The organism is Rhodococcus sp. 852002-51564_SCH6189132-a (assembly GCF_001665495.1).
GTDB classification, from domain to species: domain Bacteria; phylum Actinomycetota; class Actinomycetes; order Mycobacteriales; family Mycobacteriaceae; genus Rhodococcus; species Rhodococcus pyridinivorans.
The window spans coordinates 106,668-122,086 of the sequence record NZ_LZMJ01000013.1 but is presented as its reverse complement, the minus strand read 5'-3'; the positions used below and the strand labels follow the sequence as shown (position 1 = coordinate 122,086).

Below are 15,419 nucleotides of genomic sequence, written 5' to 3'. Positions count from 1 at the left end.
AGGTGGGTGACGGTGGACTTCACACGTGACGAGACACAGGAGGAAATCGCCGGTGTGGCGGCCGGTCTCCTGAAACGCGGCCTCACCGACGACGCGTTGTGGGCCGCGCTGGCCGACGCCGACCTGCTCTCGCTCGCTCTGCCGGAGCGTCTCGGCGGGTCGGGCCTCGGGCTCGGCGAGGTCGCCACCGTGCTCACCGAGATCGGACGCGGAGCCGCGCAGACCCCGGCCCTGGTCACCCTCGGCCTGGGCGTGCTGCCGATCCTCGCGCTCGCCTCCGAACAGCAACAGGACGACCTGCTCGCCGGCGTCGCCGAAGGAGCCGTGCTCACGGCCGCGCTCGGCGAACCGGGGCGCGCCTTCCCGGAGCAACCGGCCGCCACGGCGGTCGCCACCGACGGGGGCCACGCGGTCACCGGTTCGTTCGTCGCCGTGCCCTACGCCGATCGGGCACGCGTGGTGCTGCTGCCCACCGACGCAGGCGTGGTCGCGGTGGCTCCCGACGCCGTGGGCATGACCCTGCGTTCGAGCCCCACCTCGACCGGCTCTCCCGAGTTCTCGGTGCGCGCCGACGGCGCCGTGGGTGTCCTGCTCGCCGAATCCGGCACCGACGCTGTGGCGATGCTCCACCGGATCGCGCTCGCCGCCGTGGCGGCCTTCGCCGACGGACTGCTCTCCGGGGCAACCGAACTCACGGCGAAGCACGTCAGCGAGCGGCACCAGTTCGGCAAGCCGCTCGCGACCTTCCAGGCCGTCGCACAGCAGATCGCCGACGTCTACGTCACCGCCCGCACCCTGCACGTCGCGGCGCTGTCGTCGGTCTGGCGCCTGGCCGAAGGTCTCGACGCCGCGGACGATCTCGACATCACCGCCTACTGGATCGCCGCCGAACTGCCGCCGGCCATGCGGGTGCTGCACCACCTGCACGGCGGCGTGGGTGTGGACGAGACCTATCCGCTGCACAAGTACTCGTCGACCGCCAAGGACCTCGCCCGGTTGCTCGGCGGCGCCTCGTACCGACTCGACCTCGTGGGGGCCCGGTGTTCATCGATCTGACCGACGACCAGCGCGCACTGCAAGCCGAACTGCGGCGATACTTCAGCAGCCTCGTCTCACCCGAGGAGGCTGCGATCATGCGCACGGAGCGGCACGGCCCCACCTATCGCGAGGTCGTGCGTCGCATGGGCAAGGACGGTTGGCTCGGCGTGGGCTGGCCCGTCGAGTTCGGCGGCCGCGGCTTCGGCGACGTGGAACAGCAGATCTTCGCCAACGAGGCCGTCCGCGCCGACGTGCCGTTGCCGAGCGTCACCCTGCAGACCGTCGGCCCGACCCTGCAGGTCTACGGGACCGACGAACAGAAGCGGAAGTTCCTGCCCGCCATCCTCGCCGGCGAGGTGCACTTCGCCATCGGCTACTCCGAACCCGAGGCCGGTACCGACCTCGCCGCCCTGCGCACCACCGCCGTCCGCGACGGCGACCACTACATCGTCAACGGACAGAAGATCTTCACCACCGGCGGGCACGACGCCGACTACATCTGGCTCGCCGTCCGCACCGGCCCCGCCGACTCGCGTCACCGCGGCATCTCCGTGCTCATCGTCGACACCAAGGATCCCGGCTTCAGCTGGACGCCGATCATCACGTGCGACGGTGCCCACCACGTCAACGCCACCTACTACAGCGACGTACGCGTTCCCGTCGAGATGCTCGTCGGCGAGGAGAACAAGGGCTGGAAGCTCATCACCACCCAACTCAACCACGAACGCGTCATGCTCGGCCCGGCCGGTCGCGTCGCCGGCATCTACGACCGGCTCGTCGAATGGGTCCGCGCCCACGAACTCCGGGACCGCCCCGAGGTGCGACGCGCACTCGGCGAGATCCACGCGACCTGGCGACTCAACGAACTGCTCAACTGGCAGGTCGCGGCGAGCAGCAACGACGCCGTCGACATCGCCGATGCCTCGGCGACCAAGGTATTCGCCACCGAGCGGATCCAGCGCGTCGGGCGCCTCGCCGAGGAGATCGTCGGTGCCTTCGGCGATCCGGCCGACGACGACACCGCCGATCTGCTCCGCTGGCTCGACATGATGGCCAAACGCAATGTCGTCATCACCTTCGGCGGTGGCGTCAACGAGGTGATGCGCGAACTGATCGCCACCGCCGGTCTGGGCATGCCGCGGGTCCCGCGGTGAGGCAGGAGAATTCGGTGACACGAGATTCGGTGACACAAGGTTCGGTGACACGAGATGTTCGGGGGAGGATCCCCGAGGAGATCCTGCAGGCTGCCGAGAAGGTCCGCGGCGACGGCCCGTCCGCGCCGCGACCCGGCCGCGATCCGGTGAACATGCCGATGATCCGCAACTGGCTCGAGGCGATCGGCGACGACAACCCGATCTACACCGACGAGACCGCGGCGATCGCAGCCGGTCACGGTGGTCTCGTGGCCCCGCCAGCGATGGCGCAGGTGTGGACGATGCGCGGCCTCGGCGCCGAACGCGAGAAGGACGACCCGCTCGGCCGGATGACGCAGATCCTCGACGACGCCGGCTACACCTCGGTGGTCGCCACCAACTGCGACCAGATCTACCACCGCTACCTGCGCCACGGCGAGCAGGTGACGATCGAATCCACCCTCGAGGACGTCGTCGGACCGAAGCGGACCGGGCTCGGAGAGGGATGGTTCTTCACCACCCGCAACCTGTGGAAGGTCGGCGACGAGGTCGTCGCCGAGATGCTCTTCCGCATCCTGAAGTTCGCACCGCCGTCGAAGGACGAGCGCGCGGAGACGTCGGAAGACCGGCCCACATCCGCGGTACCCGACGATCTCGACCCCACGCGGATGCTCCGCCCGTCCGTCTCCCGCGACACGCAATTCTTCTGGGACGGCGTGGCCACCCACGAACTGCGCATCCAGCGACGCCCCGACGGCACCCTGCAGCACCCACCCGTCCCGGCGCTCTGGCTCGACAAGTCGGAAACCACCGACTACGTCGTATCCTCCGGTCGCGGAACGGTGTTCAGCTTCGTCGTCCACCACGCTCCCAAGGTGCCGGGGCGGCAGGTGCCCTTCGTCGTCGCGCTCGTCGAACTCGACGAGGGTGTCCGGATGCTCGGTGAACTCCGCGACGTCGACCCTGGACAGGTACGCATCGGGATGCCGGTCGAGGTCACCTTCCTCGACTTCCCCGGCGACGACGAGACCGGCGGGCAGCCGTGGACGCTGTACGCCTGGAAGCCGATCGAGGAGGACGTGTGAGCACCCCGACCGTCACGACGGGCGAGAGCCTGCCCTCCCTCGAGATCCACGCCGATCCCACCTTCATCGTGTCGACGGCCCTGGCCACACGCGACTTCCAGGACGTGCACCACGACCGCGACAAGGCACAGCAGCGCGGATCGAAGGACATCTTCGTCAACATCCTCACCGACACCGGCCTCGTGCAGCGCTACGTCACCGACTGGGCCGGCCCCCGCGCGGTGGTGAAGTCGATCTCGCTGAGACTGGGTGTGCCCTGGTACGCCTACGACACCCTGACCCTCTCGGGCACCGTCGCGTCCGTCGAGGACGGACTGGTCACCGTCGACATCACCGGCACCAACAGTCTGGGCAAACACATCACGGCCACAGCCACTTTCGTGATCGGAGGCACCGCATGAGCGGCCTGTCGGGTGCAGCGGCGATCGTCGGCATCGGCGCGACCGACTTCTCGAAGGACTCCGGCCGCAGCGAACTCCGCCTCGCGGCCGAAGCGGTGTGCGCCGCCCTCGACGACGCGGGACTGACCCCGGCCGACGTCGACGGTCTGGTCTCGTTCACGATGGACACCAACACCGAAGTGGCCGTGGCCCGTTCGGTGGGCATTCCGCACCTGAAGTTCTTCTCCCGCATCCACTACGGCGGCGGTGCGGCGTGCGCGACGGTGCAGCAGGCGGCGATGGCCGTCGCGACCGGCGTGGCCGACGTGGTGGTCGCGTACCGGGCGTTCAACGAGCGGTCCGGCGCGCGGTACGGGCAGGTCAACACTGCCCTTGCCGCGCAGGTGAATTCGTCGGGCACCGACAACGCGTTCTCCTACCCGCACGGGCTGAGCACACCGGCCTCGTTCGTCGCGATGGTCGCGCAACGCTACATGCACGTCTCCGGTGCGACGAGCGCCGACTTCGGCGCCGTGGCGGTCGCGGATCGGGCGCACGCCGCCACGAATCCGAAGGCGTTCTTCCACGGCAAGCCGATCACGCTCGAGGACCACCAGAACTCGCGGTGGATCGCCGAGCCGCTGCACCTGCTCGACTGCTGCCAGGAATCGGACGGCGGCGTCGCGATCGTCGTCACCAGCGCCGAGCGGGCGAAGGACCTGAAGCAGACCCCGGCGATGATCGCGGCCGCGGCGCAGGGGAGCGGACCCGATCAGTACATCATGACCAGCTACTACCGGGACGGGCTCACAGGCCTGCCGGAGATGGGCATCGTCGGCGACCAGTTGTGGGAGCAGGCGGGCATCGGGCCGCAGGACATCGCCACGGCCGTGCTCTACGACCACTTCACCCCGTACGTGCTCATGCAGCTCGAAGAACTCGGTTTCTGCGGCCGCGGTGAGGCCAAGGACTTCGTCGCCGACGGCATCCAGGTGGGCGGACGGCTACCGATCAACACGCACGGCGGTCAGCTGGGCGAGGCCTACATCCACGGCATGAACGGCATCGCGGAGGGCGTACGGCAGATCCGCGGCACGGCCGTCAACCAGGTCGACGACGTCGACCACGTCCTGGTCACGGCAGGAACAGGAGTTCCGACCTCAGGGCTGGTGCTGTCGCGGTCCTGACGCCGTTTCCCTCCCAGGGGACCGCAGGCCTGCCTACTATGAAGGCCCACACTCCGGTGATATCCCCGTGGGAGGACCCATGTCGGTCACGGACGGACATGTCGTGCATCCGACTCGCGAACAGCGGGTCCAGAACGGTCTCGCCGCTCGGAGGGGCACTCCCGTCGAGTCGCTGGCCGATCTCGGGGAGTCGTCCCGGGATCCGATCGCGCTGCTCGAGAGTCAGGCGCAGTCGCGCGTCCCCCAGCTCGTTCCGGTCCGGTACGGTCGCATGGCGACGTCGGTGTTCGCGTTCTTCCGCGGTGCTGCACTGGTGATGGCCGACGATCTGTCGCGCACATCCGACAGTGGTCTGCACACACAGCTGTGCGGCGACGCCCACGCGAGCAATTTCGGCCTGTTCGCGACTCCGGAACGGAGAACGGCCTTCGACGTCAACGACTTCGACGAAACCTATCCGGGGCCGTTCGAATGGGACGTCAAGCGCCTGGTCGCAAGCCTCGAGATCGCCGGTCGCGACAACGGGTTCACCGCGAAGGAACGCCGGAAGATCACCCGGGCATGTGCCGCAGAGTACCGCGAGACGATCTGTAGGCAAGCTCAACTCGGAAATCTGGCCGTGCGGTACTCCCACCTCGATCCCACGACCGAGATAGCGGAGTTGGGTGGCCTGCTGGATGCGAAGATGGAGAAACGCACGCGGAAAGCGCTCGACAAGGCCTCGCGCCGCGACAGCCTCCAGGCACTGGAGAAGCTGACCACCATCATCGACGGTCACCGCCGGATCATCAGCGATCCGCCGCTCATCGTGCCCGTCGAAGAGGTCTTCGCCGACCTCGACGCCGAGGCGATCTACGACGAGTTGTACGGCCGTGTCCATTCGTACCGGGCGACACTACAGTGGGACCGCCGAGTCCTCCTCGAACAGTTCGAACTGGTCCAGGCCGCGCGGAAGGTCGTCGGAGTGGGCAGTGTCGGCACGCGGGCGTGGATCCTCCTGCTGCGCGGTGCGGACGACGACGATCCGTTGTTCCTGCAGGCGAAGGAGGCCCAGCGTTCGGTGCTGTCGTACTACGTCGACGGTCCGACCTTCCGGAACGAGGGCGAACGGGTCGTCGACGGTCAGCGGCTGATGCAGTCGGCGAGCGACATCTTCCTCGGCTGGCAGCAGGGCGCCGGGGCCGACGGGGTGAACCGGGATTTCTATATCCGTCAGCTCCGCGACGGCAAGGGTTCGGCGGTGATCGAGGAGATGGTGCCCAAGGGCCTGAAGCTCTACGGCCGACTCTGCGGCCGAGTCCTCGCCTTCGCCCATGCGCGGGCCGGCGACCGGATCGCACTGGCGGCCTATCTCGGCACGGACGAGGAGTTCGACGAGGCGGTCTCGTCGTTCGCGGTGGCCTACGCGGACCGCAACGAACGCGACCTGCAGGCGCTGCACGACGCCATCGAACAGGGACGGGTGAAGGCCCGGACCGGGCTCTGATCCCCGTCTGATTCGTGCCTGCTCCCCGGGCATGTCCGCTGTCCGGGAATCACCCATCCGTCCTTTCGCTCGGCGCGGTACAAGGGAGGCGATCACGCGCCGACGGAAGGACGTCATGATGGGTTTCGAGGGCAGGGTCGCATTCGTGACGGGAGCGGCGCGGGGCCAAGGACGCTCGCACGCCGTCGCATTCGCCGAGGCAGGCGCCGACGTGGTCGTCTGCGACCGGTGTTCCGACTCACCGGTGGTGGGATATCCGCTGGCGACCGAGGAGGACCTCGCGGAGACGGTGCAACTCGTCGAGGCGACCGGTCGCCGCGCCGTCTCTGCGACACTCGACACCGCCGACCGTCCGGCGATGGACGCGCTGGTGGCTCGTGCCCACGCCGAACTCGGGCGGATCGACATCGGGGTCGCCAATGCCGGGGTGTCGGTCGCGGCACCGGTGTACCGCATGCCGCAGGAGATGTGGGACGAAGCGATCGCGTCCAATCTCACCGGGGTGTTCAACACCGTCGCCGCGGTCACGCCGGGGATGATCGAACGCGGCTACGGTCGTATCGTCACGGTGTCGTCGATGCTCGGCCGAGCGGGCAACACCAACATGGCCGCGTATGCGGCGTCGAAGTGGGGCGTGATCGGCCTGACGAAGAGCGCGGCCCTGGACCTCGCGCAGAACGGCATCACCGTCAACGCCGTCGCCCCGGGCAACATCTCCACGCCGATGATCCACAACGACGCGCTCTACGGGATGCTGCGGCCCGACCTCGAATATCCGACCGCCGACGATGTCGCTCCGGTGTTCACCTCCCTGCACGCACAACCGGTGCCGTGGCTCGACCCGGCCGAGGTCACCCGTGCGGTTCTGTTCTTCGCCGACGAGGCGTCCGCACACATCTCCGGCACCGTGCTGCCGATCGACGCCGGCAACGCCGCCCGGGTGACGGGCTGAGCGATCCTCCCGGCGGAGCGATGAGAAAACCCGTCGAACCGTGTCGGTCTCTTCGTGCACACTGTGCTCACCACCACAGTCAGGGGAGAAACTGATGGCCGACGCCATAGTTGCAGAAGGACTGATCAAGACATACGGGCAGCTCAGAGCGCTCGACGGGGTAGATCTGCGAGTGCCGGAGGGGACGGTCACCGCGCTGCTCGGGCCCAATGGGGCCGGAAAGACCACCACGGTGCGGGTGTTGACGACACTGCTCGTCCCCGATGCCGGTCGCGCCGAAGTGGCGGGATACGACGTCCTCACCGAGGCGCGAAAGCTCCGCTCCAGGATCGGAGCATCGGGGCAGTACGCGGCGGTCGACGAATATCTCACAGGCTTCGAGAACCTCGAGATGGTCGGCCGGCTGTACCACCTCGGCGCCAAACGCAGTCGCCTCCGGGCACGCGAGTTGCTCGAACAGTTCGATCTCGAAGAAGCGGGCGATCGCCCGGTCAAGGGTTATTCGGGCGGTATGCGACGCCGCCTCGACCTCGCCGGTGCGCTCGTCGCCGATCCTCCGGTGCTGTTCCTCGACGAACCCACGACGGGTCTCGATCCGCGGGCCCGCCTCGGGTTGTGGGACGTCATCGACACCCTCGTGCAACGCGGCACGACGCTGCTGCTGACGACGCAGTACATGGACGAGGCCGAACGCCTCGCCGACGACATCGTCGTGATCGATCGGGGCGCGGTCATCGCCCGCGGCACGGCCGACGAGCTCAAGAGCCGCGTCGGTGGCGAACGCATCGAACTCGCCGTGACCGACACCGATCAGCGCGACCGCGCGGTTCGCGAGCTCGAATCGGTGGCGTCCGGGGAGGTCAGGGTCGAGCGCAGTACCGGCCGCATCACCGTGCCGGTCAGCGGCGACTCGGTCGGCGGAACCGACGGGCTCGTGATGGCGCTCGGGAAGCTGTCGGCCGCGGGCATCCGGGTCTCCGACGTCGCATTGCGGAAACCGACCCTCGACGACGTGTTCCTCACGCTCACCGGTCGCGGCACGGACGAGAAGGTCGAGGAGGCGGTGTCGTGAACACACTCGAGATGGTCGCATCCGACGGCCTGACCATTGCCAAGCGCAACATGATCAAGATCAAGCGTGTGCCGGATCTGCTGGTCTTCACGACGCTGTCGCCGATCATGTTCGTGCTGCTCTTCGCATACGTCTTCGGCAGCGCGATCGACGTTCCCGGCGTCTCGTACCGGGAGTTCCTCATCGCAGGCATCTTCACCCAGACGGTCATCTTCGGATCCACCTGGACGGGCCTCGGGATGGTCGAAGACCTGCAGAAGGGCATCATCGACCGGTTCCGGTCGCTGCCGATGGCCCCGTCCGCGGTGCTCATCGGACGCACCAGCACCGACGTGCTGATCAATGTGCTCAGCCTCGTGGTGATGTCGTTGACCGGTCTTCTCGTGGGGTGGCGGATCAACACCTCGGTCGGTGAGGCGCTCGCCGGCTACCTGTTGCTGTTGTTGTTCGCCTACGCCCTGTCGTGGGTGATGGCCGTGATCGGCATGTGGATCCGCACGCCCGAGGTCTTCAACAACGCGAGCTTCATGGTGATCTTCCCGCTGTCGTTCATCGCCAACACGTTCGTCGACCCGTCGTCGATGCCGACGGTGCTGCGCGTCATCGCCGAGTGGAATCCCATCTCGGCCGTCACGCAGGCGGTCCGCGAACTGTTCGGCAACACCAATCCCATGGTGCCGCCCCCCGACGTGTGGCCCCTGCAGAATCCGGTCCTCGCGTCGCTGATGTGGACAGCGTTGATGCTGATCGTGTTCGTGCCGTTCGCGATCCGCAGGTACCAGAAGGCCGTCAGCCGCTGACCGTCGGCGTCCGGCCGGCGGGTGGGTTCATCCCGGGTAGGGCGCGTACTGGCGCTGACGCAACAGCGTCGCCAGGTGCACGGCGTTGCGGGCGACGGATTCGGTGGTCGAGCGCACCGCTTCGGGGATCTCGTCGAGATCCTTGAAGTCGGTGCCCGACATCGCCTCGCCGTTCCAGTAGGTCGAGCCCTGCGCGGGGATCGAGAAACCGATGTCGTTGAGGCTCTGGAACAGGTCGGCGACGATCTTGTGCGCGCCGTCCTCGTTGCCGACGACTGCGGCGATCCCGACCTTGCCCACCATGCGTGGACGGTTCTCGTCGTCGGTGTTCGACAGTTCGGCATCGAGCCGCTCGAGGACGCGCTGGGCGACGCTCGACATGTGTCCCACCCAGGTCGGTGTGGCGACGAGCAGGATGTCGGCCGAGACGATGCGCTCGACGATCTCCGGCCATTGATCCCCATCGCCCATGTCGGCTTCGACACCGGGCTTGACGTCGAAGTCGACGACCCGGACGGTTTCGACGCTGACGTCGTGCTTCGACAGTGCGTCGAACACGTGCGCCACCATCTTGTCGGTGCTGGACTCGGCGGGGGACGGCTTGAGCGTGCAGTTCAGGGCCACGGCGTGCAGTGCTGTCATGTGCCCGGGATACCCGAGCTACACCACGACAATCACCTACAACACGACAGTCAGCGACCGCGTGCGGCCGCCCAACTGTCGATCGCCGCCGAGAACTCGAACGAGATGGGCAGCAGCGCCACCTGGTCGGCCGGGCCGGGCTGCAGCGGGCCGAGTTCCTCGAGACTGTGGTTGGCGGTGGTGAAGTGCTCGAACTGCAGGTGGGTGTGGGCGAGGGCGTTTCGCAGCGGCTCGACCTGCGCGCAGTTGATGTTCAGGTCCTTGTCGGAACAGGTGAGCAGCACCGGGGTGTCGGCCGCCAGCTCCGCGGCGAGCTCAACCGGGTCGAGCTGGTCGGACTCGAAGAGGAACTTCGCGTTCGCGGGGTTCATGCCGAACTGCGCGAGGATCGGGTGCAGATCGGTGGGGAAGGCCCCGGTCGTCCGCAGCGACTCGACGGCACGCGGCAGGTCGGCCCGGACCGCCTCGCCGTCGGGGCCGAGCTGTCCGGAATCCACCACGGCATTCAGCTGGGCGGTCAGCAGGTCCAGGTAGCGCATCGGCAGCGGAGCGAGAAGTGCGAAGCCGCTTCCGATACCGCGATCGGCGAGTGCGAGCGCGGTCAGTGCACCCTCGCTGTGTCCGAGGACGAGGATCTCCTCGGGGGAGACTCCGGTGTGTTCAGCGAGCAGACGCACCGCGGCTTCGGCGTGGTCGACCTGCTCGGTGAAGCCGTACTCGCCGATGGTCTCGACCGTGTAGGACCCGAGGCCCGTCTCACCGGCCCCGATCTTGTCGAAGCGCAGGCTCGCGATGCCGTGGGCGGCGAGTGCGTCCGCGGTGCGCACCAGGGTGTCGGCCGCCCAGCCGGGCTGGTTGCCGTTGCGATCGGTGGTGCCGCTGCCCGGGAGCAGCAGTGCGGCGGCCACCGCGGCTCCGTCCGGGTTGCGGAGGCTGCCGTGGAAGGTGGTGCCGTCGGCCTCGAAGGTCACCGGGGCGTCGGTGCCGTTCGACACGGCGACCGAACCCGTGTCGGGAAGGGCCACCGCGGTTCCCGCGAGTGTCACACCTCCCGCGAGAACCAGCACGGGCACAGCAGCAGCACCGATCCACCTTCGCACGTTCCGCATGGTGCGAACCCTAGCAAAGGACTGCGCTGTGCCCGTGGTGAGCGAGGACGCCCGTGGGAGATCAGGGGAGCAGGGTGTCGATGAAGGTGTTGCTGAAGACCCGATGCGGATCGAGACGGTTGTAGACCGCGCGAGCCGAATCCCAGTTCTCGTCCGAGGGAACACCTTCCCGGTAGGTGTCGGGCAGGCCCTGCGTCAGGATCTGCTCGTCGGTGTACGGCAGGTCGGGACCGAACGCCCAGCCCTTCGACCATTCCGGCCGGAAGGTCGAGTCGCTTCCGTTGTACCGCTGCCGCATCCACTGCTCCATCTCCCGGTAGAAGGCGAACATGCCGGGAGTTCCCGGGACACCGAGAACGTTGAGCCAGATGGCGGTGTCCCATTCCGGGTGGTCGGGACGCGGGCGGGTCGACGCGATCGTCGGCGGTCCCGCCGACGGGACGAGGACGTCCTCCGGCCGATCCAGTCCGCAGCACCGGATTTCGACCGGACCGTTGAGAGGGAACTGTCCCAGGCTGCGGTAGTGCTCGATGCGCTCGGAGAACCAGTGCGCGAAGTCGTGGATCACGTTGGCGATGTTGGCGCGGTTCGTGAGCACCGCACCGCCCCCCTCGGTCAGTCGCAGGGTGGTCGCCTTGATGTAGAACTGCAGATCCTTCGACCAGCCCCAGATGTCGGACGATCCCGTCGCTGCGAGACCGGCCACGGTCACGCCGTAATAGGTCTGACCGAAAGCCGGTGCGATCGAAGTGTTCCCGGCCGTGATGTGCCCCAGCAGGTCGGTGATCGGTTCGGGCACGTTGTCGGAGAACGGGTAGTTGTACGGCCCGGTCACCTCCCGCGAGGTGGCCGGCTTCTCCGGTGCGAGCGACCACACCTTCATCCACGGACGTTCCGTGAACGGATACCAGATCGCCTCGGCCCGCCCCGCCGAATCGACGAACGACTCGAAGGTCCGACCCGGCGAACCGGCGGGGGAGAACAGTTCCTGCCAGGTGATGTCGGTGAAGGACTGGCAGCGCATGCGATAGTTCGGTCCGGCCTGCAACGTGACGGACGTGATGAACGTCCGGCCGAGATGCGTGAGCAGCGGGGTGATCTCGGGATCGGCGCGGGTGAAGGTACGCAGTGCGTAGGCGCTGCCGTCCCACACGACGGCGGTCAGTTCGGTCACGAGATTGCTCAGCGACCCGAAGGTGTGACCGGGGAGGGTGGATTCACCGTTGGCGGGCAGGGCGGCGCCGTGCGCGTTGACGGCGAGCGCCCCGGCGATCGACAACACGCCGGGCGCAGGAAGATTCGCGAGTCCGAGACCGTGGTCCTGCAATGCAGTGGTGATGACGTCGAGCGTCGCGCCGGGACCTGCCGTGACGGTCGCGGGGGAGCCTCCGGGGTTCACCTGGACCCAGTCGAGGTGGAGCATGGTGTCGGCGAGGATCACCCGGTCGACGGGTGCGCCGTTGACGATCGTCAGCGGTGTCCAGCCGTGCATGGCCCCGCGCGGACGGATGGTGTATCCGTTCTCGTGCGCCCAGTTCACCAGGCGCACCACGTCGTCGGGGGTGCGAGGCGCGCAGGTCCAGATGGCGTCCAGCATGATCTCCTTGGACCAGTTCTGGTACGCCTGCTGGTAGAGATCGATGCCGTCGGGGAACACCGGGGGAGTGGGGAGCGTCGAGGCCGCGGACCCGGAGGGGACGGCATGTACCGGGGTCCATCCACCGAGGGCGGAGACCGCCAACGCACCGGCGCCGGCCGCGAGGAAACCGCGCCGCGACAGGCGCGGCGACGAATCACGAAGTGTCATGTTCGAATGTCGCTCTTTCGGGAGGGCGTGGCGATCACGCCACGGTGAGTACCACGTCGGCCAGGGCAGGGGCGAGATCGCGTTCGATGACGGAGACGGTCACGAGTTTGCGGTCGCCGTCGTTCCACACGCGCACCCGGAGGGTCTCGCCGGGGAAGACCACACCGGCGAACCGGGCGCGGAATCCCTTCACGCGCGATGCGTCGGCGTCGAGCAGACCGTCGGTCACCGCCTTGCACACGATGCCGTAGGTGCACAGCCCGTGCAGAATCGGTGCCGGGAAGCCCGCCGCGGATGCGAACTCGGGATCGGAGTGGAGGGGATTGCGGTCGCCGCACAGGCGGTAGAGCAGCGCCTGCTGTGGAAGGGTCGGCACGTCGAACTCGGCGTCCGGTTCACGATCGGGATACTCCACCGACTCCGACGGGCCGCGCTCGCCGCCGAAACCACCCTCACCGCGGGCGAAGATCGACGACCGCGCGGTCCACAGGGGATTGCCGTCGAGATCCTCGGTCACCGATTCCTGCACGACGACCGCGGCCTTGCCCTTGTCCCACACCTCGGCGATGCGGGTGACCGTGCGGCCCTTGCCCGAAGCGGGGATGGGCGCGTGCACGGTCACCTCCTGGCTGCCGTGGACGACCTTGGCGAGATCGATCTCGATCCCGGGGAACGAGACCTTCGGCGGCTCGACCTGGTGGAAGGTCGCGGCGACGGTCGCGAAGGTGGGGAGTACCTGGGGACCCCTGTCCCGGAGGTAACGCAGTTCACCCGCGTCGGTGGGATGGGACCCGGCACCGATGCCGAGGTTGTAGAGCTGGACATCGGTGCTGCTCCACTCGAACTCCTGAGCGGGCAGTTCGGCTCCGACGGCAACCGAGGGATCGATGGGCACGGGTACTTCCTTTCTACGGCTCGAACGCGAGTCGATCGGGTCACACGGTGTCGGCGGATTCTCGCAGCTCTTCGGCACGTTCGTCACGCGTGCGGTCCAGGATGTCCAGGGCCGCGAGATAGCCGAAGGTCATCGCCGGCCCAATGGTGGCGCCGGGCCCGGCGTAGGTGTGACCCATGACCGGGGAGCTGGCGTTACCGGTCGCGTACAGGCCGTCGATCACGCTGCCGTCCTCGCGCACCACCCGGCCATGGACATCGGTGACGAGCCCGCCCTTGGTGCCGAGATCGCCGGGGACCACCTTGAACGCGTAGAACGGGGCCTTGTCGACCACGCCGAGGCTCGGATTCGGCTTGTTGCGCGGATCCCCGTAGTAGTGGTCGTAGTGGGATTCGCCGCGGCCGAAGTCCTCGTCCTTGCCGGCCCGGGCGAAGCCGTTGAACCGCTGCACCGTCTCGGTGAGGGCGTCGGCCGGTACCCCGATCTTCTCGGCGAGTTCGGCGACGGAACCGGCCTTGACGAGCACCCCGGCCTCGAGCCACCGGCGGGGGAAGGGAGTGCGGGGGGTGATGCCGGCGAAGGTGTAGCGGTCGCGGTAGCGCTGATCGAGGATCAGCCAGCTGGGGATGTTCTCGCCCGGTCCCTCGCCGCGGCCGTGCTTGCCGCCGTACATCGCATGCGTCGCTTCGACGTAGGGCGCCGACTCGTTGACGAAACGCTTGCCTGCGGCGTTGACCATGAGGCACCCGGGGAGGCTGCGTTCCGACAGTGCGAACCACGGGCCGCCGGTGAGAGTGAAGGACGGTCCCCACCAGGCATCGTCCATGAAATCGACTGCGGCGCCCAGCTTCTGTCCGGCGCGGATGCCGTCTCCGGTGTTCGCCTTCGCGCCCACGGTCCACTCGGTGCCGATCGGCTGACGCTGGTACTGCGCCCGCATCTCGGCGTTGTGCTCGAAACCGCCGCTTGCGAGGATCACGCCCTTGCGGGCACGGATGACGCACTTCTCGCCGTTCGCGACCACCTCGACGCCGCGCACGACCCCGTCCTCGACGACGAGGTCGGTGAGCGCCGTCTCCAGTAGCAGGGGCACACCGGCGTCGCGCAGACCGATCCGCAGCCCGGCCATGAGCGCCTGGCCTCGGACGAGCAGGTGCTTCTTGGTGATGTTCGCCCAGACGAACCGAGCGCCGACCCGCATGGCGCGAACCGGTCCGCGCGGATTCCGCATGAGCAGGTTCAGCCACTTGTAGTCGGCCTGGGTGATGACGAAGTTCTTGGGAGCTCGGGCGTAGTCGGGTTCGAGGAGAGCGAGATCCTCGCCGAGACGGCGGCCGTCGAAGGGCGTCGGTTCGACCGAACGGCCACTGGGACGTCCGCCCGGCGCCTCGGGGTAGTAGTCGGAATAGCCCGGTACCCATTGCAGTTCGAGGGCGCTGTTCTTCAGGACGAAGGAGAGCATCTCCGGTCCGCGATCGATGTAGGTGTCGATCTTCTCGGCAGGTACGCCGTCGCCGATGATGCTGTGGAGGTACTTCCGGGCTTCTTCGGGGGTGTCGTCCACCCCGGCGGACTTCAGCGCCTCGTTGTTGGGAATCCACACACCGCCGCCCGATCGGGCGCTCGACCCGCCGTAGCGCGACGCCTTCTCGATCAGGACCACGTCGGCGCCCTTGCGGGCTGCGGTGAGGGCGGCGGTCATTCCGCCGGCACCGCTGCCGACGACAACGATGTCGTACTCCTGCTTCGTCATATAGAACACGTTATAGAAATGGCGGTGCCGAGTCCATCCCCGAATGCGAAGAGTCCTGGACGTGAAGCGAAGACGCGGTG

The 15,419-nt window shown here is 67.8% G+C and carries 14 protein-coding genes; 9 read left to right on the top strand and 5 right to left on the bottom strand.

The genetic code is table 11. The annotated features are described in order from the left end of the window. The first annotated feature begins 12 nt into the window (after positions 1-12). The 9 genes from A5767_RS02540 to A5767_RS02500 all read left to right on the top strand — a co-directional run bounded on the left by A5767_RS02540 (position 13) and on the right by A5767_RS02500 (position 9,133). On the top strand, positions 13-1,056 hold the full coding sequence (locus A5767_RS02540) for an acyl-CoA dehydrogenase family protein (protein WP_064851578.1): 1,044 nt from the start codon (positions 13-15) through the stop codon (positions 1,054-1,056). After that, the gene (locus A5767_RS02535) at positions 1,041-2,192 is read left to right on the top strand and encodes an acyl-CoA dehydrogenase family protein (protein ID WP_006550465.1); all 1,152 of its coding nucleotides are present in this window, start codon (positions 1,041-1,043) and stop codon (positions 2,190-2,192) included. Before A5767_RS02540 ends, A5767_RS02535 begins: the two co-directional genes overlap by 16 nt. A 44-nt stretch (positions 2,193-2,236) precedes the next feature. Further along, positions 2,237-3,256, top strand: a complete 1,020-nt coding sequence (locus A5767_RS02530; protein WP_064851577.1) for a bifunctional MaoC family dehydratase N-terminal/OB-fold nucleic acid binding domain-containing protein — start codon at positions 2,237-2,239, stop codon at positions 3,254-3,256. Next, positions 3,253-3,657, top strand: coding sequence for a MaoC family dehydratase (locus A5767_RS02525; protein WP_064256761.1), 405 nt, complete (start codon positions 3,253-3,255; stop codon positions 3,655-3,657). Before A5767_RS02530 ends, A5767_RS02525 begins: the two co-directional genes overlap by 4 nt. After that, positions 3,654-4,823 (top strand): lipid-transfer protein, encoded by a 1,170-nt coding sequence (locus A5767_RS02520; RefSeq protein WP_064256762.1) that lies wholly within the window; start codon positions 3,654-3,656, stop codon positions 4,821-4,823. The genes A5767_RS02525 and A5767_RS02520 overlap by 4 nt, the downstream gene beginning before the upstream one ends. Positions 4,824-4,902: 79 nt before the next feature. Next, positions 4,903-6,309: a DUF2252 domain-containing protein gene (locus A5767_RS02515; RefSeq protein ID WP_064851576.1), complete on the top strand. Its 1,407-nt coding sequence runs from the start codon at positions 4,903-4,905 to the stop codon at positions 6,307-6,309. A 115-nt stretch (positions 6,310-6,424) separates the two neighbouring features. Further along, complete coding sequence (locus tag A5767_RS02510; RefSeq protein WP_197483187.1) at positions 6,425-7,261, top strand: mycofactocin-coupled SDR family oxidoreductase; 837 nt, start codon at positions 6,425-6,427, stop codon at positions 7,259-7,261. Positions 7,262-7,355: 94 nt separating this feature from the next. Further along, complete coding sequence (locus A5767_RS02505) at positions 7,356-8,333, top strand: ATP-binding cassette domain-containing protein (protein WP_064851574.1); 978 nt, start codon at positions 7,356-7,358, stop codon at positions 8,331-8,333. Between the two features lie 11 nt (positions 8,334-8,344). Next, the gene (locus A5767_RS02500; RefSeq protein ID WP_170318477.1) at positions 8,345-9,133 is read left to right on the top strand and encodes an ABC transporter permease; all 789 of its coding nucleotides are present in this window, start codon (positions 8,345-8,347) and stop codon (positions 9,131-9,133) included. A 27-nt stretch (positions 9,134-9,160) separates the two neighbouring features. Here the strand turns inward: A5767_RS02500 and A5767_RS02495 are convergent, their stop codons facing one another. The 5 genes from A5767_RS02495 to kstD form a co-directional block, all read right to left on the bottom strand. Beyond that, positions 9,161-9,775, bottom strand: coding sequence for a flavodoxin family protein (locus A5767_RS02495; RefSeq protein WP_019290163.1), 615 nt, complete (start codon positions 9,773-9,775; stop codon positions 9,161-9,163). A 50-nt stretch (positions 9,776-9,825) separates the two neighbouring features. Then, on the bottom strand, positions 9,826-10,884 hold the full coding sequence (locus A5767_RS02490) for an alpha/beta hydrolase family protein (protein WP_231913100.1): 1,059 nt from the start codon (positions 10,882-10,884) through the stop codon (positions 9,826-9,828). A 61-nt stretch (positions 10,885-10,945) separates the two neighbouring features. Next, on the bottom strand, positions 10,946-12,691 hold the full coding sequence (locus tag A5767_RS02485; protein WP_024102878.1) for a cholesterol oxidase substrate-binding domain-containing protein: 1,746 nt from the start codon (positions 12,689-12,691) through the stop codon (positions 10,946-10,948). A gap of 34 nt (positions 12,692-12,725) precedes the next feature. Beyond that, a complete protein-coding gene (locus A5767_RS02480; RefSeq protein ID WP_006550454.1) occupies positions 12,726-13,586 on the bottom strand; it encodes a MaoC/PaaZ C-terminal domain-containing protein in 861 nt (286 codons plus the stop codon). Positions 13,587-13,626: 40 nt separating this feature from the next. Next, the gene (kstD, locus tag A5767_RS02475; RefSeq protein WP_024102879.1) at positions 13,627-15,339 is read right to left on the bottom strand and encodes a 3-oxosteroid 1-dehydrogenase; all 1,713 of its coding nucleotides are present in this window, start codon (positions 15,337-15,339) and stop codon (positions 13,627-13,629) included. Between the last annotated feature and the right edge of the window lie 80 nt (positions 15,340-15,419).

Coding starts and splice junctions, on each gene's coding strand:
- A5767_RS02515 (WP_064851576.1), top strand. CDS start 4,903: ATGTCGGTCACGGACGGACATGTCGTGCATCCGACTCGCGAACAGCGG.
- A5767_RS02505 (WP_064851574.1), top strand. CDS start 7,356: ATGGCCGACGCCATAGTTGCAGAAGGACTGATCAAGACATACGGGCAG.
- kstD (WP_024102879.1), bottom strand. CDS start 15,339: ATGACGAAGCAGGAGTACGACATCGTTGTCGTCGGCAGCGGTGCCGGC.
- A5767_RS02495 (WP_019290163.1), bottom strand. CDS start 9,775: ATGACAGCACTGCACGCCGTGGCCCTGAACTGCACGCTCAAGCCGTCC.
- A5767_RS02520 (WP_064256762.1), top strand. CDS start 3,654: ATGAGCGGCCTGTCGGGTGCAGCGGCGATCGTCGGCATCGGCGCGACC.
- A5767_RS02500 (WP_170318477.1), top strand. CDS start 8,345: ATGGTCGCATCCGACGGCCTGACCATTGCCAAGCGCAACATGATCAAG.
- A5767_RS02485 (WP_024102878.1), bottom strand. CDS start 12,691: ATGACACTTCGTGATTCGTCGCCGCGCCTGTCGCGGCGCGGTTTCCTC.
- A5767_RS02510 (WP_197483187.1), top strand. CDS start 6,425: ATGATGGGTTTCGAGGGCAGGGTCGCATTCGTGACGGGAGCGGCGCGG.
- A5767_RS02490 (WP_231913100.1), bottom strand. CDS start 10,884: ATGCGGAACGTGCGAAGGTGGATCGGTGCTGCTGCTGTGCCCGTGCTG.